This window comes from Telluria sp. Soil_C_11, from assembly GCF_057657395.1.
Window position 1 is genome coordinate 448,517 of sequence record NZ_JBDGIN010000002.1, and the last position, 20,847, is coordinate 469,363.

The 20,847-nt window shown below is 68.3% G+C and carries 8 protein-coding genes; 5 read left to right on the top strand and 3 right to left on the bottom strand.

Annotated elements, in window-relative coordinates:
* Nucleotides 1–10: 10 nt before the first annotated feature.
* A complete protein-coding gene (locus AC3A6M_RS04935; RefSeq protein WP_487851610.1) occupies nucleotides 11–4,933 on the bottom strand; it encodes a hybrid sensor histidine kinase/response regulator in 4,923 nt (1,640 codons plus the stop codon).
* A gap of 398 nt (nucleotides 4,934–5,331) precedes the next feature.
* Between AC3A6M_RS04935 and AC3A6M_RS04940 the strand changes: the two genes are divergently transcribed.
* Nucleotides 5,332–6,078 carry a helix-turn-helix transcriptional regulator gene (locus tag AC3A6M_RS04940; protein WP_487851611.1) on the top strand — a complete coding sequence of 249 codons (747 nt, stop codon included), beginning with the start codon at nucleotides 5,332–5,334 and terminating at the stop codon, nucleotides 6,076–6,078.
* Here AC3A6M_RS04940 and AC3A6M_RS04945 read toward each other — a convergent pair.
* Nucleotides 6,053–6,325 carry a helix-turn-helix domain-containing protein gene (locus AC3A6M_RS04945; RefSeq protein WP_487851612.1) on the bottom strand — a complete coding sequence of 91 codons (273 nt, stop codon included), beginning with the start codon at nucleotides 6,323–6,325 and terminating at the stop codon, nucleotides 6,053–6,055. The two genes, AC3A6M_RS04940 and AC3A6M_RS04945, sit on opposite strands and share 26 nt — an antisense overlap.
* A 145-nt stretch (nucleotides 6,326–6,470) precedes the next feature.
* The gene (locus tag AC3A6M_RS04950) at nucleotides 6,471–8,519 is read right to left on the bottom strand and encodes a prolyl oligopeptidase family serine peptidase (protein WP_487851613.1); all 2,049 of its coding nucleotides are present in this window, start codon (nucleotides 8,517–8,519) and stop codon (nucleotides 6,471–6,473) included.
* 69 nt (nucleotides 8,520–8,588) lie between these two features.
* Between AC3A6M_RS04950 and AC3A6M_RS04955 the strand changes: the two genes are divergently transcribed.
* From AC3A6M_RS04955 to recD, 4 genes are all read left to right on the top strand, one after another.
* Nucleotides 8,589–11,654: a CHASE domain-containing protein gene (locus tag AC3A6M_RS04955; RefSeq protein ID WP_487851614.1), complete on the top strand. Its 3,066-nt coding sequence runs from the start codon at nucleotides 8,589–8,591 to the stop codon at nucleotides 11,652–11,654.
* A 72-nt stretch (nucleotides 11,655–11,726) separates the two neighbouring features.
* A complete protein-coding gene (gene recC / locus AC3A6M_RS04960) occupies nucleotides 11,727–15,152 on the top strand; it encodes an exodeoxyribonuclease V subunit gamma (RefSeq protein ID WP_487851615.1) in 3,426 nt (1,141 codons plus the stop codon).
* Nucleotides 15,149–18,835: an exodeoxyribonuclease V subunit beta gene (gene recB, locus AC3A6M_RS04965; protein WP_487851616.1), complete on the top strand. Its 3,687-nt coding sequence runs from the start codon at nucleotides 15,149–15,151 to the stop codon at nucleotides 18,833–18,835. The genes recC and recB overlap by 4 nt, the downstream gene beginning before the upstream one ends.
* On the top strand, nucleotides 18,828–20,810 hold the full coding sequence (gene recD / locus AC3A6M_RS04970; RefSeq protein WP_487851617.1) for an exodeoxyribonuclease V subunit alpha: 1,983 nt from the start codon (nucleotides 18,828–18,830) through the stop codon (nucleotides 20,808–20,810). The genes recB and recD overlap by 8 nt, the downstream gene beginning before the upstream one ends.
* The last annotated feature ends 37 nt before the right edge of the window (nucleotides 20,811–20,847 follow it).

Consider the following 20,847-nt stretch of genomic DNA (forward strand, 5'->3'; position numbering starts at 1 on the left):
GCGGACCTCCTCAATGCAGCCAAACGCGCATCATCGACAGCAGCTGGGCCACATCCACCGGCTTGGTGATGTAGTCCGAGGCGCCGGCGGCGATGCACTTGTCGCGGTCGCCCTTCATCGCTTTCGCGGTCAGGGTGATGATGGGCAGCGACTTGAACTTCGGGATGCGGCGGATCGCCCGCATCGTGTCGTAGCCGTCCATCTCCGGCATCATGATGTCCATCAGGACGATCTCGATGCTCGGGTCCTTCTCCAGCACTTCGATGCCGTCGCGGCCGTTCTCGGCGAACAGCACCTGCATCTGCTGGCGCTCGAGCAGCGAGGACAGGGCGAAGATGTTGCGCAGGTCGTCGTCGACGATCAGCACCTTGCGTCCGGCCAGGCCGCCGTCCGCGGCATGGATCTCCTCGAGGATGCGGCGCTGCAGGTCCGGCAGGCTGGCGTGCGAACGGTGCAGGAACAGCGCGGTCTCGTCCAGCAGGCGCTCCGGCGAGCGGGCGTCCTTGACCACGATGGTCTTGGCGTAGCGCTTCAGCTTCGTGACTTCCTTGCGGCTCAGCTCCTGGGCCGTGTAGATCACGATCGGCAGGTCGCGCAGCGCCGGCTGCTTGCCGATCTGGTCGAGCAGGTCGAAGCCGGAGATGTCGGGCAGGGTCAGGTCCAGCACCATGCAGTCGAAGTGCTGGCCGGCCAGCGCCTCGAGCGCCGCCGCCCCGGTCTCGGCCGTGACGATGTGGACGTCGGAATCGCCGATCAGCGAGACGATCGACTCGCGCTGGGCCATGTCGTCCTCGACCACCAGCAGCGAACGCTTGCCGCCCATCAGGAACTTCTGGATGCGCGTGAATTCCTCCTGCAGCATCTCGCGGCTGACCGGCTTGTTGATGTACGAGATCGCACCCTGGCGCAGCGAGCGCTCGCGCTCGCGCATCGCCGACAGCACGTGCACCGGAATGTGGCGCGTGCCCGGGTCGCGCTTCAGGCGCTCCAGCACGGTCAGGCCGTCGATGTCCGGCAGGTCGATGTCGAGCAGGATCGCGGCCGGCTGGAAGTCGCGCGCCAGCGACAGCGCGGAGTCGCCGCGGTGGGTGACGATGCCCTTGAAGTTCTTTTCGCGGGCGAAGTCGAGCAGGGTCTTGGCGAAGCGTTCGTCATCCTCGACGATCAGCACCGACGGATCGCCCGGCACGATCAGCCCGCGGTCGTCCAGCATGCTCGCATACTCGACCAGGCCGGTAGCCGGGTCGGGTACCGCGATGCTGGTCGCGACCACGGTCTCGGCCTCGGATTCCGCATGCTGGGCCACCGGGGCCGGCAGCATCGGCGGCTGCGGCTGCGGCGGCGCGAAGCGGGCCGGCTGCGGCTGGCGGGTCTGCTCGTAGTTGATGAAGCCGGCGCGGTTGTACGGCAGGTACAGCGTGAAGGTGGAACCGATGTTGACCGTCGATTCGACCCGGATCTCGCCGCCCAGCAGGCGCGCCAGTTCGCGCGAGATCGACAGGCCCAGGCCGGTGCCGCCGTATTTGCGGGCGGTCGAGCCGTCGGCCTGCTGGAAGGCCTCGAAGATCAGCTGCAGCTTGTCGGACGGGATGCCGACGCCGGTGTCGCGCACCGAGAACGCCAGCACCGCGTCCGCATGCAGCAGGTGCGGGTGGTCGGCGGTCCAGCCGCTCGTCACCAGGCTGATCGTCAGCGCGACGTTGCCGTGGCTGGTGAACTTGAACGCGTTCGACAGCAGGTTCTTGAGGACCTGCTGCAGGCGCGTGGTGTCGGTCATCAGCGCGGTCGGCAGGTTGTCGGCCAGGTCGACCTGGAAGCCGAGGTGCTTGGCCTCGGCCATGTGGCGGAAGGTGCGGTCCACGTAGTTGCGCAGCGCCGAGAAGCGGTACTCGGACACGTCCAGCGTGACGGTGCCGGACTCGATCTTCGACAGGTCGAGAATGTCGTTAATCAGGGTCAGCAGGTCGGAGCCGGAGCCGTGGATGGTCTTCGCGAATTCCACCTGCTTCGGCGACAGGTTGCCCTCGGGGTTATCCGAGAGCTGCTGCGCGAGGATCAGCAGCGAGTTCAGTGGCGTACGCAGTTCGTGCGACATGTTCGCGAGGAACTCGGACTTGTACTTCGAGGACAGGGCCAGCTGGGTCGCTTTTTCTTCCAGCGCCAGCTTGGCCTGCTCCACCTCGCGGTTCTTGCGTTCCACCTCGATGTTCTGCTCGGACAGCAGGCGCGCCTTTTCCGCCAGCTCCTGGTTGGTCTGCTGCAGTTCCTGTGCCAGCGACTGCGACTGGGTCAGCAGCGATTCGGTACGGCTGTTCGCCTCGATGGTGTTCAGCACCACGCCGATCGATTCCATCAGCTGGTCGAGGAAGGACAGGTGGGTTTCCGTGAAGCGGTCCAGCGACGCGATCTCGATGACCGCCTTGACCTGCTGTTCGAACAGGATCGGCAGCACCACGATGTTGGTCGGCGGCGCCGCGCCCAGGCCGGACGACACCTGGATGTAGTCGCGCGGGACGTCGGTCAGCCAGATGCGGGTCTTCTCCAGCGCGCACTGGCCCACCAGGCCTTCGCCCGGCAGGAAGGAGGTCGGCAGCTTGCGGCTGGAGCGATAGCCGTAGGAGGCGATCAGGCGCAGGCGGGCGTCATTGCCCTCCGAGTCCATCATGTAGAACACGCCGTGGTGGGCGGTGATCAAGGGAGCCAGCTCGGACAGGATCAGCTTGGTCACGGCCTGCAGGTCGCGCTGGCCCTGCAGCAGGCGGGTGAAGCGCGCCAGGTTGGTCTTCAGCCAGTCCTGCTGCGCGTTCTTCTGCGTGGTCTCCTTCAGGTTGCGGATCATCTCGTTGATGTTGTCCTTCAGGTAGGACATCTCGCCGCGCGCTTCCACCTGGATCGAACGCGACAGGTCGCCGCGCGTCACCGCCGTCGCCACCTCGCCGATCGCACGCATCTGGTTGGTCAGGTTCGCCGCCAGCTGGTTCACGTTCTCGGTCAGGTCCTTCCAGGTACCGGCGACGCCGGACACGTTCGCCTGGCCGCCCAGCTTGCCCTCGGTGCCCACCTCGCGCGCCACGCGCGTCACCTCGGAGGCGAACGAGGACAGCTGGTCCACCATCACGTTGATGGTGTCCTTCAGTTCGAGGATCTCGCCCTTCACGTCCACGGTAATCTTCTTGGACAGGTCGCCGCGCGCCACCGCGGTCGTCACCGCCGCGATGTTACGCACCTGGCCCGTCAGGTTGGACGCCATGAAGTTCACGTTGTCGGTCAGGTCCTTCCAGGTGCCGCCGACGCCCGGCACGTAGGCCTGGCCGCCCAGCTTGCCCTCGGTACCCACTTCACGCGCCACGCGCGTCACCTCGGAGGCGAACGAGGACAGCTGGTCCACCATCACGTTGATGGTGTTCTTCAGTTCGAGAATCTCGCCCTTCACGTCCACGGTAATCTTCTTGGACAGGTCACCGTTCGCCACAGCGGTCGTCACGTCCGCGATGTTACGCACCTGCGCCGTCAGGTTACCCGCCATCGAGTTCACGCCGTCGGTCAGGTCCTTCCAGGTACCGGCGACGCCCGGCACGTTCGCCTGGCCGCCCAGCTTGCCCTCGGTACCCACCTCGCGCGCCACGCGGGTCACCTCGGAGGCGAAGGAGTTCAGCTGGTCCACCATCACGTTGATGGTGTTCTTCAGTTCGAGAATCTCGCCCTTCACGTCCACGGTGATCTTCTTGGACAGGTCGCCGTTCGCCACCGCGGTGGTCACGTCCGCGATGTTACGCACCTGGCCGGTCAGGTTACCCGCCATCGAGTTCACCGAGTCGGTCAGGTCCTTCCAGGTGCCGGCCACGCCCTTCACCTGCGCCTGGCCGCCCAGCTTGCCCTCGGTGCCGACCTCGCGCGCCACACGGGTCACCTCGGAAGCGAACGAGGACAGCTGGTCCACCATCACGTTGATGGTGTTCTTCAGTTCGAGAATCTCGCCCTTCACGTCCACGGTGATCTTCTTGGACAGGTCGCCGTTCGCCACCGCGGTCGTCACCGCCGCGATGTTACGCACCTGGCCCGTCAGGTTGGACGCCATGAAGTTCACGTTGTCGGTCAGGTCCTTCCAGGTGCCGCCGACGCCCGGCACGTAGGCCTGGCCGCCCAGCTTGCCCTCGGTACCCACTTCACGTGCGACGCGCGTCACCTCTGAAGCGAAGGAACGCAGCTGGTCCACCATCACGTTGATGGTGTCTTTCAGCTGCAGGATCTCGCCGCGCACGTCCACGGTAATCTTCTTGGACAGGTCGCCGTTCGCCACCGCGGTGGTCACCTCCGCGATGTTACGCACCTGCGAGGTCAGGTTACCCGCCATCGAGTTCACCGAGTCGGTCAGGTCCTTCCAGGTGCCGGCGACGCCCGGCACGTAGGCCTGGCCGCCCAGCTTGCCCTCGGTTCCCACCTCGCGCGCCACGCGGGTCACCTCGGAAGAGAAGGAGGAGAGCTGTTCCACCATCGTGTTCGCGGTGGTCGCCGCGCGCAGGTACTGGCCTTTAAGCGGGTGCCCGTCGACTTCGAGGGCCATGGTCTGCGACAGGTCGCCCTTTGCCACCGCGCCGATGACGCGCGCCATTTCGGTGGTCGGGCGCACCAGGTCGTCGATCAGGGTGTTGACCGAGCTGATGATGGTCGACCAGCCGCCGACCACGCCCGGCACGTCGGCGCGCTGGGTCAGGTGGCCTTCGCGGCCCACCACGCGCGACACCTCGGTCACCGTCTCGACCATTTTCTGCTTGGTCTCGATGATGTCGTTCAGGGTGTCGGCGATCTTGCCGGACACGCCGGTCCAGTCGGAGGGCATGCGCACGGAGAAGTCGCCTTTTTTCAGCGCCATCAAGGTCGACAGCAGCAGCTTGACGTCCAGCTGTTCAGCCAGGTCAGTCATGTTATTCATTGACTAGGTTTCCTCGAGGTAGAAAAGGTGTAGAGCGCGCGCGAGCAGGCATCGCAACAACGGTTTGTTAAATATAAGAAAGCTGTAAAGATACTCTTGTGTCCGGTCAAGTCAAGCATGGGCAAGCAAGAATGGCAACAATGTTAACCGATGGCTAAAACTTGCATTCATGCAATTTTGAACGGACAATTCGCGCGAGCTTAGCCAACTCTGGAGAAGCGCGGCGCACGATTGGCATGGCGTCGGACTCCACCGTTGTGGCAAAACGACAACTTCCTCGTTGCAATTGTCGAAGAGAAAGTGATTAAAAGAATAATTCTTCGTGCTTTTTGGTTACAACTCAACTAGCATACAGGTGTTACACAGCAACTTTACACATCAACAGCGCGGAGTTAGCCATGATGACCGTCGAACTTGACGAGCTGATGCATAGCGACACGGCGTCGAGCTGGGGAGAAGCGCTGTTCTCCCTGGGCCGGCACTACGGTTTTGAAAAGGTGTTGTTTGCGATGTCGGGATCGCGCCATGCGCGCCTCGAGCACGCATTTTTCCAGACCAATTATCCGCGCCCGTGGCGCGAGCGTTACGAGGCCGAGCGCCTCGCCTATGTCGATCCGATCGTCAGCCACTGCCTGTCGAGCACGTTGCCGCTGGTGTGGCAGGCCGACACCTTCCGCAGCCCGGCCCAGCGCGCCTTGTATGAAGACGGGTGCCGCCACGGCATCCGCGCCGGCGTGACTTTTCCCATCCACGGTCCGAACGGCGAGTTCGGGATGCTCGGTTTCGCCACCAATCTTGCGTCCGACAGCCAGGTGTTCAAGCCCGACTTCGCCAATGCGGTGCTGCCCTTGCTGCCGGCACTGGCGCTGGTGCGCGACCATGCCTTCGCTTCCGGCGTCCGTTTCTGCCCGCCGGCCACGCACGAAGCCGCGCCACGGCTCACGCCGCGCGAGCTCGAAGTGCTGAATTGGGTGATGGTGGGAAAATCTTCGTGGGAAATTTCAAAGATAACCGGCTGCTCCGAGGCGACGGTGAATTTTCATATGGGCAACATTCGCCAGAAATTCAACGTCAACACCCGGCAGCAGGCGGTCGTGCGGGCGATCTCGCTGGGCTTGATTACCCCAGAAGATCACCATCGTTGAGTTTGCCGTTCACATACAGCTTCAGCAGCAGGGCCACCGGGGCCGGAATGGCCAGGCCGGTTTCGAACCGGCTGCCGCTCGACTGCGTCACGCCGAAGCGTCCCCAGAACTTTTCCTGACTTTCCCGCTTGCTGATGCGGTATTTCTTCAGCTCGCTCACGGTCGGAGCCAGCGCTGCCTGGAATTTTGCCGCGTTGCCTGCTTCAGGCTCCCGCAGGCTTGCTTCGGTAACGAAATCATTAGCCATCGCCGCTCCTCCATGGAAAGGTTGTAAAGATGTGTGGAAGACAAGTATTCCATGCATCATTCATCCGGCGACCTAGCAATACTGATAGTTCCGTCAGGAACTGCCCCAGAAAGCGGGTAAGTGTTGTTTTGCTAGTTGATTTAACTCAATCTTGCTGTTTTCGGGCTTGATTTTCGGCCAATTCTTTCCAGAGGAAGGTATAGCTCAGCGCCCACATGGTGGCTGTCTGTTCGTTGTTGGCCGCGCCGGCATGGCCGCCTTCCGTGTTTTCCCAGTACAGCACGTCGTGGCCCTGTTCCCGCATCAGGGCCGCCATCTTGCGCGCATGGCCCGGATGGACGCGGTCGTCGCGCGTGGACGTGGTGAACAGCACGCGCGGATAGCGCTGCTGCGGCGAGACCCGGTGGTAGGGCGAGTACCGGCCGATATAAGCCCATTCTTCCGGCTGGTCCGGATCGCCGTATTCGCCCATCCACGAGGCGCCGGCCAGCAGCTTGTGGTAGCGGCGCATGTCCAGCAGCGGCACCTGGCAGACCACGGCCCCGAACAGGTCCGGACGCTGGGTCAGCGCGGCGCCCACCAGCAGGCCGCCATTGCTGCCGCCCATGATGCCGAGGTGGCGCGGGCTGGTGAGCTTGCGTGCGACGAGGTCCCCGGCCACCGCCAGGAAGTCGTCGAAGGCCTTCTGGCGCTGCTCCTTGAGTGCGGCCTGGTGCCAGCGCGGGCCGAATTCGCCGCCGCCGCGGATGTTCGCCAGCACGTAGACGCCGCCGCGCGCCAGCCAGGCCTCCCCGGTGACGCCGCTGTAGAAGGGCGTGAGCGAGACCTCGAAGCCGCCGTAGCCGTACAGCAGGGTCGGATTCGCGCCATCCATCGGGGTGTCCTTGCGCATCACGACGAAATACGGGATCCGGGTGCCGTCCTGCGACACCGCCTCGAACTGGTTCACCACGTACGGGCTGGCGTCGAAGAAGGCCGGCATCGATTTCAGCAGCGTGCGCCGGTCGGCGCCGGCCTGCGCCAGGTAGAGGGAGCTCGGGGTCAGGAAGTCGGTCACCGTCAGGAAGTACTCGTCCGATTCGATCTCGTCGATGCCCGAGACGCCCAGCGCACCCATGCCCGGCGTGGCCACCTCGCGCCGCTGCCAGCCGCCGTCGGCGTGGCGCAGTTCGACGATGCGGTTCTTGACCTTGTCCAGCACCGTCAGCAGGATCGCGCTGCGCGTGGCCGCGATCCCGTCCAGTGAAGTGGTTTCGCCAGGCAGGAACAGCGCGCTGAACCCGCGATCGCCCTGCAGGAAGCGGGCAAACCCGATCGCCAGCAGCGCGCCCTGCGGCCAGGTTGCGGCGCCGATGCGCCAGTCCGAGCGCAGCTGGATCAGCAACTGGTCGCGCACCGTGAAGGCATCGGCGTCGTCCGGCTTGTCGATGCGCGTGAGCGCGCCGCTGGCCGGATCGCGCACGAACAGTTCGCTCTCGTAGAAGCCGGTCTGGCGCTGCACGAACTGGCGCTCGTGGCCGGGAGTGTGGTCGAGCCAGGCGGATACCGACAGGTCGTCTTCCTGCGCTTCGTAGACCGGGCGCGCTTCAGGCAGGGCGGTGCCGCGCTTCCATTCCCTGACCACGCGCGGATAGCCGGAGCTGGTCATCGAGCCGGGGCCGAAGTCGGTGGCCACGAACAGCGTGTCGCGGTCGATCCAGGCCACGCTGCCCTTGGCTTCGGGCAGGACGAAGCCTCCCTCCACGAAGGCTTTTCCTGCCAGGTCGAATTCGCGCACCACCTCGGCATCGCCGCCGCCGCGCGACAGCGAGACCAGGCAGCGTTCGCCGTGCGGCCGGAGGAAGGTGGCGCCGGCCCAGACCCAGTTCTCGTTTTCGTCGCGCGCGAGCCGGTCGAGGTCGAGCACCGTTTCCCATTCCGGCGCCGGCCTGCGGTATTCGTCCAGCGTGGTGCGGCGCCAGATCCCGCGTTCGTGTCCGGCGTCGCGCCAGAAATTGTAGAACCAGCCGCCATGCTTGCCGACGTAGGGGATACGGTCCTTCGAATCGAGGATGGCTTTCAGGCGCGTGCGCAGCTGCGCATGGCCGGGAACCGAGGCCAGTTCGGCTTCGGTGTCGGCGTTGCGCGCGGCCACCCAGGCGAGGGCGCGCCCGGAGTCGACGTCTTCCAGCCACAGGTAGGGATCGTGTTCCATAGGTTGCCTTGCCTTAATAGATTGCGTAATACTAGCAACTATCCACAACTTGCCCAGGACGATACGGCCATGGCAGAAGCGAGTACGCGCAATATGGGGAAAACCGTCGGCGCCAGTGGCCCGGTGCGCATCGCTTTGTGGTTCGGCGGCTTGTGGCTGGCGCTGCTGGTGGGAGCGGTCCTGTACTTCGGCGCGCAGCGCACCGTCGAAGACGCGGCGCAGCGCCGCTTCGACGGCATCGCGCAATCCGCCCGCCAGCGCCTGGACGGCGCGGTACAGGCCTATGCCCGCGTGGTGCGCGACCTGGCGGCCCTGTTCAACGCGAACGGGGGCCAGGTCTCGCGCCTGCAGTTCCACCGCTACGTGCAATCGTTGGACGTGCGCGAGAACTACCCGGCCATCGAGTCGCTCAACTACGGCGTCCATGTCCTCGATGAGCAGCGCGACGCGTTCGTGGCCTCGGTGCGGGCCGACCGCAGCCTCGACCCGCAGGGTTATCCGGCCTTCGACATCAAGCCGCCAGGTCGCCGCCCGGCTTACCTGGTGCTGAGCTATCTGGAACCGATGATGCCGCCGCGGCTCGGGGTAGACATGCTGGCGAACCGGCCGGCGGTGTCGCGCGCGCTGGACCGGGCGCGCGACCGCGCGGAACTCCTGCCTTCCACCACGCCGCTGAAACTCGCTACCCCGCGCCCGGTGCTCGCCATGACCCTGCGCTACCCGGTCTACCGCGGCGGCTCGGTGCCGGACAGCGTCGAAGCACGGCGCGCCGCCTACATCGGCTCGGTCGGGATCGGCTTCTCGATCGCGACCCTGGTGGAGCGCGCACTGAACGGCTTGGGACCCCACCAGGTTGCGCTGCAAGTGTATTTTGCGCCCGATCCCGAGCCGGCAATCGGGCGAGCGCTGGCGGTCGATCCGGCCGACACCCTGATGTACGACAGCGCCGGCGGCAAAACCGAAGCGCGCCTCCGGGGCCGGCAGGACGAGCTGTTCGTGGCCGTGATGCCGGTGCGCTTCCAGGGCAATCTCTGGAAGGCGCGCTTCGTCGCCAGCCGCGCCGACCTGGTCGACGGCTTCGGGCACTGGTTCCCGCGACTGTCCTTCGCCGCCGGCTTCGGCGCGACCCTGCTGATCTATGCGCTGTTCCTGAAGCTGTACTGGTCGCGCCGCGCGGCGGTGGAACAGCGCGTGCTGCTCGACCTGGTGCTGGACAACGTCGACGCCTATGTCGACATGAAGGACCGCGACCGGCGCTTCCGCTACGTGAACGCGAAGACGGCGGCGGCGGCCGGCCTGCGCGCCGAGGAGATGATCGGGCGGCGCGACCGCGAGGTGATGCCGGCCGCGCATGCCGACGCCATGTGGGAGCTGGACCGCCCGGTGCTGGAGACGGGGCAGGGCCGCTCGGTGCAGAACGAGGTACGGCTGGCCGACGGCAGCGTGCGCCAGCTGTGGAGCGTGAAGGTGCCGGTGCGCGCCGAAGGCGAGGTGGTGGCGGTGCTGTGCGTCTCGACCGACGTCACCGACCTGCACCAGCTGAAGGCCCGCGCCGACGCCGCCAGCCAGGCCAAGACCGACTTCCTGTCGAACATGAGCCACGAGATCCGCACGCCGATGAACAGCATCATCGGCATGTCCTGGCTGGCGCTCAAGCAGGCGGCCGACCCGCGCCAGCGCGACTACCTGCAGAAGATCCACCACTCGGCCCAGCACCTGCTGGGCATCATCAACCACATCCTCGACTTTTCCAAGATCGAGGCCGGGCGGATCGAGCTGGAACTGCTCGACTTCACGCTGGATGCCCTGATGCGCAACCTCGCCAGCCAGCTCGGCGAGGAAGCGTCGGGCCGCGGGCTGGCGCTGGAGTTCGAGATCGCGCCGGAACTGCAGCGCCCCCTGCGCGGCGACCCGCTGCGGCTCGAGCAGGTGCTGCTGAACTTCACGTCGAACGCGATCAAGTTTTCCGAGAACGGCCCGGTCGTGGTGCGCGCCCAGCCCGTGCGCACCCTCGGCGCCGACACCCTGGTGCGCTTCGAAGTGCAGGACCGCGGCATCGGCATCGCGCCGGAGGAGCTGCCGCGCCTGTTCGCGCCTTTCCACCAGGCCGACCCGTCGACCACGCGGCGCTACGGCGGCACCGGGCTCGGGCTGGTGATCAGCAAGCAGCTCGCCGAGCTGATGGGCGGCGAGGTCGGCGTCGACAGCGTGCCGGGCGAGGGCAGCACCTTCTGGTTCACGGCGCGCCTCGGCAACCCGGCCGACGCGGCGCCGGCGGCGCGGCGGGTCCCGGCGCCGGCCCCGGCCGCGCCTTGCGCCGGCTCGCCTTGCCCCCCGGGCGCGCTGGCCGGAAGTGCGATCCTGCTGGTCGAGGACAATGCCTTCAACCAGCAGGTCGCGCGCGAGCTGCTGGAGGACGCCGGCGCCAGCGTGGTCGTGGCCGGCAACGGCGCGGAAGCCCTGGTCCTGATGCGCGCGCGCGAACCGGACGCGCCGTTCGGCTGCGTATTGATGGACGTGCAGATGCCGGTGATGGATGGCTTCGAGGCCGCGCGCCGGATCCGCGCCGACGTCCGGCTGAAGGACGCGCGCGTGATCGCGATGACCGCCAACGCCGGCCTCGAAGACCAGGCGCGCTGCCTGGCGGCCGGGATGGACGAATTCGTGACCAAGCCGGTGGCGCCCGAAGCCCTGGTGGCGACCGTCGCCCGCGCGCTCGGGCGCAACGTGCAGCGGCCGGCGGTGGCGCAAGCGCCGGCGGCGCCCGCGCACACGCCGGCGCTGCTCGACCTGGACGTGCTGTCCGACACCTTCGGCGGGAATCCGGACAAGATGCGTAAATATGCCTTCATGTTCCTGGAGACGGCGCGCGAAGGACTGCAGGAAATCGACCGCGCGCTGGCGGCCGGCGACGTCGGGCGCGCCGCGGCCGTGGCCCACCGCATCAAGTCGTCGGCGCGCACGGTGGGGGCGATGGGCTTCGGCGACGTTTGCGCCGACCTCGAAGGCCAGCGCGAACGGGAGTCCGTCGCCCAGGCGCGCGCACTGGCGGCACGGCTGCGCGCGCTGCTGGCGCGGCTGGAACGCCACATCGCCGCCGAACTTGGGGCGCGCCAGCAGGATCAAAAGGTGTAAAACCCATCCATTGTCTTGTTCGCGGAGTGTCCTTGGTAGTATCCTGCGGGGGTCTACCTGAAGTCTTCCACCATGCGCTCCCCGATCTCCCCCGGCCTCCTCATCCTGCACGGCAACCAGATGGAACTGTTGCGCGCCGCCGTCTTCGACTGGCTGCGCGCCAATCCGCTCGGCCCGCTCGAAGAAGAAATCGTCCTCGTGCAGTCGAACGGCGTGGCCGAATGGCTGAAGATCGCGCTGGCCGAGGAGCTGGGCGTGTGCGCGGCGACCCGGGTGGCGCTGCCGGCGCGCTTCCTGTGGGAGGCCTACCGCGGCATGCTGGGCCCGGAACGGGTGCCCAAGCGTTCGCCCTTCGACAAGGATGCGCTCACTTGGCGCCTGATGCGCCTGCTGCCCGAAGTGCTGGCCAAGGAAACCTTCGCGCCGCTGCGCCACTTCCTGCTGGACGGCGACCCCGAGCGCCGCCTGCAGCTGGCCGAGCGCCTGTCCGACCTCTACGACCAGTACCAGGTCTACCGCGCCGACTGGCTGACCGACTGGGCCGAAGGCAGCGACCAGCTGCGCCGGCCCGGCGGCGACCCCGTTCCGCTGGCGCCCGACCAGTGCTGGCAGGCCCAGCTCTGGCGCGAGATCCACGAGAGCCTGCCGCCGGAGCGCCGCTGGTCCGGGCGCGCCACCATCCACCAGCAGTTCATGGCCGCGGTCGAGGAAGACCGCCAGCCGGCCCAGCGCCTGCCGCGCCGCGTGGTGCTGTTCGGGATGTCGACCCTGCCTTACCAGACCATCGAGGCGATGGCCGGCCTGTCGCGCCATACCCAGGTGCTGCTGGCGGTGCCGAACCCCTGCCAGTTCTACTGGGGCGACATCATCGAGGGCCGCGAGCTGCTGACCGCCGCTTACCGCCGCCAGCAGTCGCGCAACGGCAGCAACCTGGCCGAGGTGCCGGTCGAGGAACTGCACGCCCACAGCCACCCGCTGCTGGCCAGCTGGGGGCGCCAGGGCCGCGACTTCGTGCGCATGCTGGACGAATTCGACGGCGGCCAGGGCGCGAAGTTCGGCAATCTGCGGGTCGACCTGTTCAACGAGGGAGAAGGGGAAACCCTGCTGTCGCAGGTGCAGGCGGCGGTGCGCGACCTGCTGCCGCTGTCCGAGCACCCGCACGTGCCGCCGGAGCCGGACGACCGCTCGATCGAATTCCACATCGCCCACAGCGCCCAGCGCGAGGTCGAGGTGCTGCACGACCAGTTGCTGTCGTGGTTCGCGCAGGACAGCGGGCTGCGTCCGCGCGACGTGGTGGTCATGGTGCCCGACATCGACACCTTCTCGGCGGCCGTGCACGCGGTGTTCGACCAGCACAGGCGCAGCGACCCGCGCTACATCCCCTTCGAGATCGGCGACGTCAAGGACCGCAGCGTGAATCCGCTGCTGGTGGCGATGGAATGGCTGCTGCGCCTGCCGCAGCAGCGCTGCCGCCAGAGCGAGGTGCGCGACCTGCTGGACGTGCCGGCGGTGGCCAGCCGGTTCGGCCTGGAAGAAGACGATTTGCCGATCCTGGGCCGCTGGATCGAGGGCGCCAGCGTGCGCTGGGGCCTGGACCAGCACCACCGCGCGGGCCTCGGCCTGGGCTCGGCCGGCGAACAGAATTCCTGGCTGTTCGGGATCCGGCGCATGTTGTTGGGGTACGCCACCGGCGCCGGCCCCAGCTTCGGCGATATCGAACCCTACGCGGAAGTCGGCGGCCTGGACGCGGCCCTGGCCGGCGCCCTGGCCGAACTGGTGGAAAGCCTGCTGGCCTGGCGTGAACAGCTCGACGCGGTGCTGCGGCCGGCCGAGTGGGGCGAGCGCGCCCGCGCCCTGATGGCGCGCTTCTTCCACGCGCGCGACGACGAAGACCGGATGATGCTGAACCAGCTCGAGGAAGCGCTGCAGTGCTGGCTGGAGATCTGCGAGAACGCGCTGTTCGACGAGCCGGTGCCGCTCGGCGTGATGCGCGAAGCCTGGCTGTCGGAACTCGACCAGCCGGCCCTGAACCACCAGTTCGTGTCCGGCGGCGTGACTTTCTGCACCCTGATGCCGATGCGCGCCGTGCCGTTCAAGGTGGTTTGCCTGCTGGGCATGAACGACGGCGACTTCCCGCGCCGCGGCCACCAGTCGGACTTCGACCTGCTGGCGCTGCCGGGCATGCAGCGCCCGGGCGACCGCTCGCGCCGCGACGACGACCGCTACCTGATGCTGGAAGCGCTGCTGGCCGCGCGCGAGAAGCTGTACGTGAGCTGGGTCGGGCGCAACGTGCGCGACAACACCGAGCAGCCGTCCTCGGTGCTGGTCTCGCAGCTGCGCGACTACCTGAAGGCGGGCTGGGACCTGGACCTCGATGAGCGCACCACGGTGCATGCGCTGCAACCGTTCTCGCGCCGCTACTTCGAACGCGGCGGCCTGCTGACCTATGCCGGCGAATGGCGTTCCGCGCACCGCGACCGGCAGGCCGACGGGGCGGGCGAAGACGCGGGGGCAGACGATGCGCTGCCGCCCTACGAGCTGGACCCCGACTACCGCCTCAAGCTGGGCGAACTGGTTTCGTTCCTGCGCCAGCCGGCGCGCTACTTCTTCCGGCGCCGCCTGGGCGTGAACTTCGGCAGCAACGAGGTGGTGGGCGAGGACGAGGAACCGTTCTCGCTGGACGCCCTCGAACGCTACTTCCTCGAAGATGCGCTGCTGGATGAAGGCAGCAACCCGGACAGCGCCGCACCGGAGCCGCAGGACGAGGTGCGGCAGGTGCTCGACGCGCGCGCCCGGCGCCTGGTGCGCGAGGGCCGGCTGCCGATCGGCCTGCTGGGCCGGCAGTGGCAGCAGCAACTGGTCGACGACCTGGTGCCGGTGCGGCGCAGCTGGCTCGCGCTGGGCGCGCGCTATCCGGCGCCGGCGCCCAAGCTGGCGGTCAGCCTCGACCTGAACGGCGTACTGCTGGATGACTGGATCGACAAGCTGCGCAGCAAGGACGGCGACACCGTGTGGCTGATGCAGATCTCGTCCAAGGTTCTCGACCGGAAGGGCGCGCCGCGCGGCGACAAGCTGATCGGCCCCTGGCTGCGCCAGCTGGCCGCGGCGGCGAGCGGCGCCAGCATCACCGGCTACCTGGTGGCGCGCGATGCGACCATCCGCATGGCGCCGCTGGATGCGGAAGCCGCGCATGCCGTGCTCGGGAATTTGGTGGCGCTGTGGCGCGCCAACCTGGACCGTCCGCTTGCGGTGGCCTGCAAGACCGCGCTGGCCCACCTGGCGGGCGACGACCCGCGCGAAGTGTACGACGGCGGGTTCGAGATCAACGGCGAAGTCGACGACCCCTGCCTGGCCCGCCTGTGGCCGGAATTCGCCGTGCTGCGCGCCTCCGGCGACTGGCCGCGCACCGCCGAGGCCCTGTACGGCCCGCTGGCCGCCTGGCTGCGCGACAGCGTGAGCGTGACGAAATTCGGCGAGGAAGGAGACCAGCCAGCATGAGCGAGCTGCTCCAGCCCCTGACTTTCCCGCTGCACGGTTCGCGCCTGATCGAGGCCAGCGCCGGTACCGGCAAGACCTGGACCATCGCCGCGCTGTACCTGCGCCTGGTGCTCGGGCACGGCAACGCCGGCGGCGAAGAGAACGGTTTCGTCCGTCCGCTGCTGCCGCCGGAGATCCTGGTGATGACCTTTACCCGCGCCGCCACGCGCGAATTGTCGAACCGGGTGCGCGAGCGCCTGGTGCAGGCGGCCGCCTATTTCCGCGGCGAGGCCGAGGCCGACGATCCTTACCTCGAGGCGCTGGCCGAGGGCTACGAGGACGAGGCCGCGCGCCTGGTCGCGGCGCACCGCCTGGTGCTGGCCGCCGAGACCATGGACGAGGCGGCGGTGTTCACCATCGACGCCTGGTGCCAGCGCATGCTGCGCGAGCACGCCTTCGACAGCGGCAGCCTGTTCGACGAGGAACTGGTCAGCGACGAGCGCGCCCTGTTCGAGGACGCCGCCAACGACTACTGGCGCCAGCACGTGTATCCGCTGAACGGCCACGCGCTGAAGTCGCTGCTCGGCGTGTGGAGCGACGTCGCGGCGCTGAAGGGCGCGGTGCGCGAGCTGGTGCGGCGGGCCGAGCTGCTCGGCCCCGACTGCGTCGACGAGGACGGCAGGCCGAACGACATGGCGCCGCTGGGCGCCGTGATCGCCGGCGTCGAACGCGCCCAGCAGGCCAGGCTGGCGCGCCTGAAGGAAGGCTGGCGCGAGCGCGCGGATGCGATGGAAGCCTGGATCGGGTCGCACAGGGCGGCCAATCCGAAGTGCTTCAACGGCACCAAGATGAAACCCGACTCGCTGGTGAAATGGTTCGAGGCCTTGCGCGCCTGGGCCATGGACCCGGTGCGCGTGCTGCCCGACCTCGGCGACACGGCCTGGCGCCGCCTGACCCCGGACGGCATCGCCGATGCGTACGCCAAGGGTTTCAGCGCGGAGGTGCCGGAGTGCTTCGAACACACCGCAGGGCTCAAGGAGGCGCTCGACGGGATCGAGCCGATGGCGCACGCGCTGCTGCGCCACGCTGCCTGCAACATCGCGCGCCGCATGATCGACCTGAAGCGCCGCAACCGCCAGTTCGGCTTTGCGGACATGCTGGCGCGCCTGAAGGCCGCGCTGGAAGGCGCGAACGGCGAAGCATTGCGCCGCCGCATCCTCGACCAGTTCCCGGTCGCGATGGTCGACGAATTCCAGGACACCTCGCCCGACCAGTACCGCATCTTCGACCTGCTGTACCGCGTGGCCGACAACGATCCGGCCCACGGCCTGTTCCTGATCGGCGATCCGAAGCAGTCGATCTACGGCTTCCGCGGCGCCGACATCCACAGCTACCTGTCGGCGCGGCGCGCCACCGCGGGGCGCCACTACCAGCTCGGCACCAACTACCGCTCGACCCGGCAGCTGGTCGACGCCGTCAACCGCCTGTTCGCCTACGCCGAGGGCGACCATGCCCATCCGGGCTATGCGGCCGGCGCCTTCCGCTTCCGCAAGGAGGGCGAGAATCCGCTGCCCTTCGAACCGGTCGAGGCGGCCGGGCGCGCCCAGGAACTGGTCGGCGTGGACGGGCCTTGCCAGGCGCTGGCGGTCGCCAGTACCGAGCGCGACGACCTGCGCACCGAGGACTACCGCGATTTCTTCGCCCACCACTGCGCCGAGCACATCGTCACCCTGCTGAACGACCCGAAGGTGGGCTTCCGCAGTGTTGGCAACAGCGGCGACGGCGGCTTCAAGCGCCTGATGCCGGCCGATATCGCGGTGCTGGTGCGCGACCGCCGCGAAGCTTCGGCGATCCGGCGCGCGCTGGTGCAGCGGAAGGTCGCGAGCGTCTACCTGTCCGACCAGGACTCGGTGGTCGAAAGCCAGGAAGCGGTCGACGTGCTCCGCTGGCTGCAGGCGGTCGCCAGTCCGCTCGACGGGATGCTGGCGCGCACCGCCTTCGCCACCGCCACCTGCGCGCTGCCGCTGACCCAGCTGGCGCGCCTGTCGAGCGACGAACTGGCCTGGGAAGAGCGGGTCGAGCAATTGAAGGGACTGCACCAGACCTGGCAGCGCCAGGGCGTGCTGGCGATGCTGCGCCGCTTCATCCACGAGCTGGGCCTGCCGGCCAAGCTGCTGGCTGCCTCCGGCGGCGAGCGGCGCCTGACCAACCTGCTGCACCTGGCCGAGCTGCTGCAGGAAGCCAGCCGCGAACTGGATGGCGAACAGGCCCTGATCCGCTGGTTCGCCGAGCAGATCGAGGGACTGGGCGAGGGCGGCGACGAAAGAGTGCTGCGCCTGGAATCCGACGCCGAGCTGGTCAAGGTGGTGACGGTGCACAAGTCGAAGGGCCTGGAGTACCCGCTGGTCTACCTGCCGTTCGCCGTCACCGCGCGCAAGACCGACCGCCGCAACCGCGCCTTCTTCGAATACGTGCACGAGGATGGCGCGCGCCGCATCGACCTGGCGCTGGGCGACGAGGCCCTGCAAGCCGTCGACCGGGCGCGCCTGGAGGAAGACCTGCGCCTGCTGTACGTGGCGCTGACGCGCGCGCGCCACTTCCTGTGGCTGGGCGTGGCGGCGGTGGCGGCCGGCCGCAAGGGCGAGAACCGGCTGCACGAATCGGCGCTGGGCTACCTGCTGACCGGCGGCGAGCCGATCGAGGCCGGCGCCATGCGCGAGCGCTGGGAACAGCTGCGCGGCGGGCTGGATGCGATCGAGCTGCACACGCTCGACGCGCCCGAGGGCTGCACGCAGCTGGCCCGCGCCGACGTGCGCCCCGAGCTGGTCGAGGCGCCGGCCTTCGCCGGCCAGTTCGAGCGCAACTGGGCGGTCGGCTCGTTCACCTCGCTGACCCGGCACACGGTGGCGGCGCCGACGCGGCCGCAGGAAGAGAACCTGCTGGAAGAGGAAGAGCCGGGCACGGTCGAAGTGCCAAAGGCCGACGACGCGCCCTGGCACCGTTTCCCGCGCGGTGCAACCCCCGGCAACTTTTTGCACGAGCAGCTGGAATGGATGGCGCAGGAAGGCTTTTCCCGCATCGACGAGGATGACTTCATCGTCCGCCTGCACCAGCGCATCAAACGCGCCGGCTGGGGCAACCGCGTGGACGACGCCATGGCCTGGCTGGACGCGCTCGTGACGCTGCCCTTGCCGCCGGTCGGCTGCGCGCTGTCCGACCTCGAGGAAGTGGTGCCGGAGATGGAGTTCTGGTTTCCCAGCCGCGCCCTGGACGTGGGCGCGCTGGACCGCCTGTGCCGCCAGCGCCTGCTGGGCGACGTGCCGCGCCCGACGCTGCCGGAGCGCCAGCTGCACGGCATGCTGAAGGGTTTCACGGACCTGGTGTTCGAGTGCCAGGGCCGCTACTGGGTGCTGGACTACAAATCGAACGCGCTGGGCCACGGCGACGCCGCCTATACCGAGCCGGCGATGGCGGCCGCGATGGCCGGGCACCGCTACGACATCCAGGGCGCGATCTACCTGCTGGCGCTGCACCGCCTGCTGCGCGCGCGCCTGGGCGAGCGTTACGACCCGCGCGAACAACTGGGCGGCGCCGTGTTCCTGTTCCTGCGCGGGATCGGCAACGAGTTCACGCGCGGCTGCTACCTGATCGAGCCGGACATGGTCCTGCTCGATGGACTCGATGGGCTGCTCGCACATGAATGACAAAGAAACCGCGTCGGTCGATCCGGACAGGATCGACATCTTCTGGTTCGAAGTGGAACGCCTGACCGAGGCCGGCGAACTGCGCCGCCTGTCCGGCGCCTTCGCCCGCTTCATGGCCTCGCTCGGACCGACCCCGGCGCCGCTGCTGCTGGCCTCGCTGGTCCTGTCCGAACTCGAGGGGCGCGGCCACAGCTGCCTGCTGCTGGCCGACCTGGCCGAGGATGCGGCCGCGCTGCTCGGCCTGCCCGAAGAGGAGTGGAAGGAACTGGCCGCCGCCATCAAGCCGCTGCCGAAGAACGCCAAGGGCTGGATGGCCCAACTGGCCGGCTGCGAGCAGGTGTGGCAGGTCGGCCAGCTCGATTACGGCCAGCCGCTGGTGCTGGACGGCGGCGCCGACGATGCGCGTCTGTACCTGCGCCGCTACTGGCGCGACGAGACGGTGGTCGCGACCAGCGTGCGCGCGCGCGCGCGCGAACGGCGCGAGGTCGATGCGCCCGCGGTGCGCGCCTGGCTGGAGCTGCTGTTCGCCGCGCAGCGCGCCGCCGACAAGCCGGACTGGCAGAAGCTGGCCTGTGCGATCGCCCTGCGCGGAAAGGTGGCGATCATCACCGGCGGCCCCGGCACCGGCAAGACATATACCGTGGCGCGCCTGCTGGCGCTGCTGTTCGCGACCGCGCCGGACGCGGCCCGCCAGCGCATCGCCCTGGCCGCGCCGACCGGCAAGGCGGCCGCGCGCCTGAAGCAGTCGATCGACAAGGCCCTGAACGAGCTGGCGGAACGGGTCGGCGACCGGCTGCCGCTGCGCGAGCTGACCGCGCGCATGGGCGCCGCCCGCACCCTGCACAGCCTGCTGGGCGCACGCCCCGACAGCCGCGCCTTCGCCCACCACCGCGGCAATCCGCTCGACGTCGACGTCCTGATCGTCGACGAAGCGTCGATGGTGCACCTGGAGATGATGGCCTCGCTGCTGGACGCGCTGCCGCCTGGCGCGACGCTCATCCTGCTGGGCGACAAGGACCAGCTGGCCTCGGTGGAGGCGGGCGCCGTGCTGGGCGACCTGTGCCACGACGCGCAGAGCGGCAACTACGACGAAGCGACCGTCGCCTACGTGCGCGAGGCCGCCGCCGAGGAGATCCCGCCGGCCTACGTGCATGCGGGCGGCGCGCTGGCCCAGCAGACCGTGATGCTGCGCCACAGCCGCCGCTTCGGCGGCCCGATCGGCCAACTGGCGCTGGCCGTCAACGCCGGCGACGTCGATGCCGCGGCCGCGGTGCTGCGGGCCAGGGGCGCGCAGGACGTCGAGGGCGCGCACGGCCTGCGCTGGATCGAGCACGCCCAGCAGCAGCACGCGATCGGGCTGGCGCTGGAGGGCTATCGTCCCTACCTGCGGCTGCTGGCGGAGCCCCCGGACGCGGGCGCCCACGAAGACTGGGTGCGCGCCGTGCTGCAGCGCTTCGAAGCCTTCCGCATCCTGTGCGCGGTCCGCGAGGGAGAGTGGGGCGTCGAGGGCCTGAACGCGGCGATCGAGCAGCGCCTCGGCGACGTCGGCCTGATCCGCCGCACCGGAGACTGGTATGTCGGCCGCCCGGTCATGGTGACCCGCAACGACTACGCGACCAATGTGTTCAACGGCGACATCGGCCTGACCCTGGCCGACCCGGTCCGCCCCGGCTCGCTGCGCGTGTACTTCCTGGAAGGCGACAAGGTGCGCAGCGTGCTGGCCACCCGCCTGCGCCATGTGGAGACGGCCTACGCGATGACGGTCCACAAATCGCAGGGCTCGGAATTCGCGCACACGGTGCTGGCGCTGCCGAAGGAGGGCGGGGCGGTGCTGGCGCGCGAGCTGGTCTACACCGGCATCACCCGGGCCAGCCGCGAATTTACCCTGCTGACGCCGGTGCCGAATGTGCTGGGCGAGGCAATCCAGAAGCGGACGCACCGGGCCAGCGGCTTGCGGGGGATGGTCGAACGCTAGCTGTCGCTCCCGCGAAAATAACCGTCGTTCCCGCGAA

Excerpts from the sequence above, each read along its gene's own strand:
- AC3A6M_RS04950 (WP_487851613.1), bottom strand. The coding sequence starts at position 8,519 with ATGGAACACGATCCCTACCTGTGGCTGGAAGACGTCGACTCCGGGCGC.
- AC3A6M_RS04940 (WP_487851611.1), top strand. The coding sequence starts at position 5,332 with ATGATGACCGTCGAACTTGACGAGCTGATGCATAGCGACACGGCGTCG.
- recD (WP_487851617.1), top strand. The coding sequence starts at position 18,828 with ATGAATGACAAAGAAACCGCGTCGGTCGATCCGGACAGGATCGACATC.
- AC3A6M_RS04955 (WP_487851614.1), top strand. The coding sequence starts at position 8,589 with ATGGCAGAAGCGAGTACGCGCAATATGGGGAAAACCGTCGGCGCCAGT.
- recB (WP_487851616.1), top strand. The coding sequence starts at position 15,149 with ATGAGCGAGCTGCTCCAGCCCCTGACTTTCCCGCTGCACGGTTCGCGC.
- AC3A6M_RS04945 (WP_487851612.1), bottom strand. The coding sequence starts at position 6,325 with ATGGCTAATGATTTCGTTACCGAAGCAAGCCTGCGGGAGCCTGAAGCA.
- AC3A6M_RS04935 (WP_487851610.1), bottom strand. The coding sequence starts at position 4,933 with ATGAATAACATGACTGACCTGGCTGAACAGCTGGACGTCAAGCTGCTG.
- recC (WP_487851615.1), top strand. The coding sequence starts at position 11,727 with ATGCGCTCCCCGATCTCCCCCGGCCTCCTCATCCTGCACGGCAACCAG.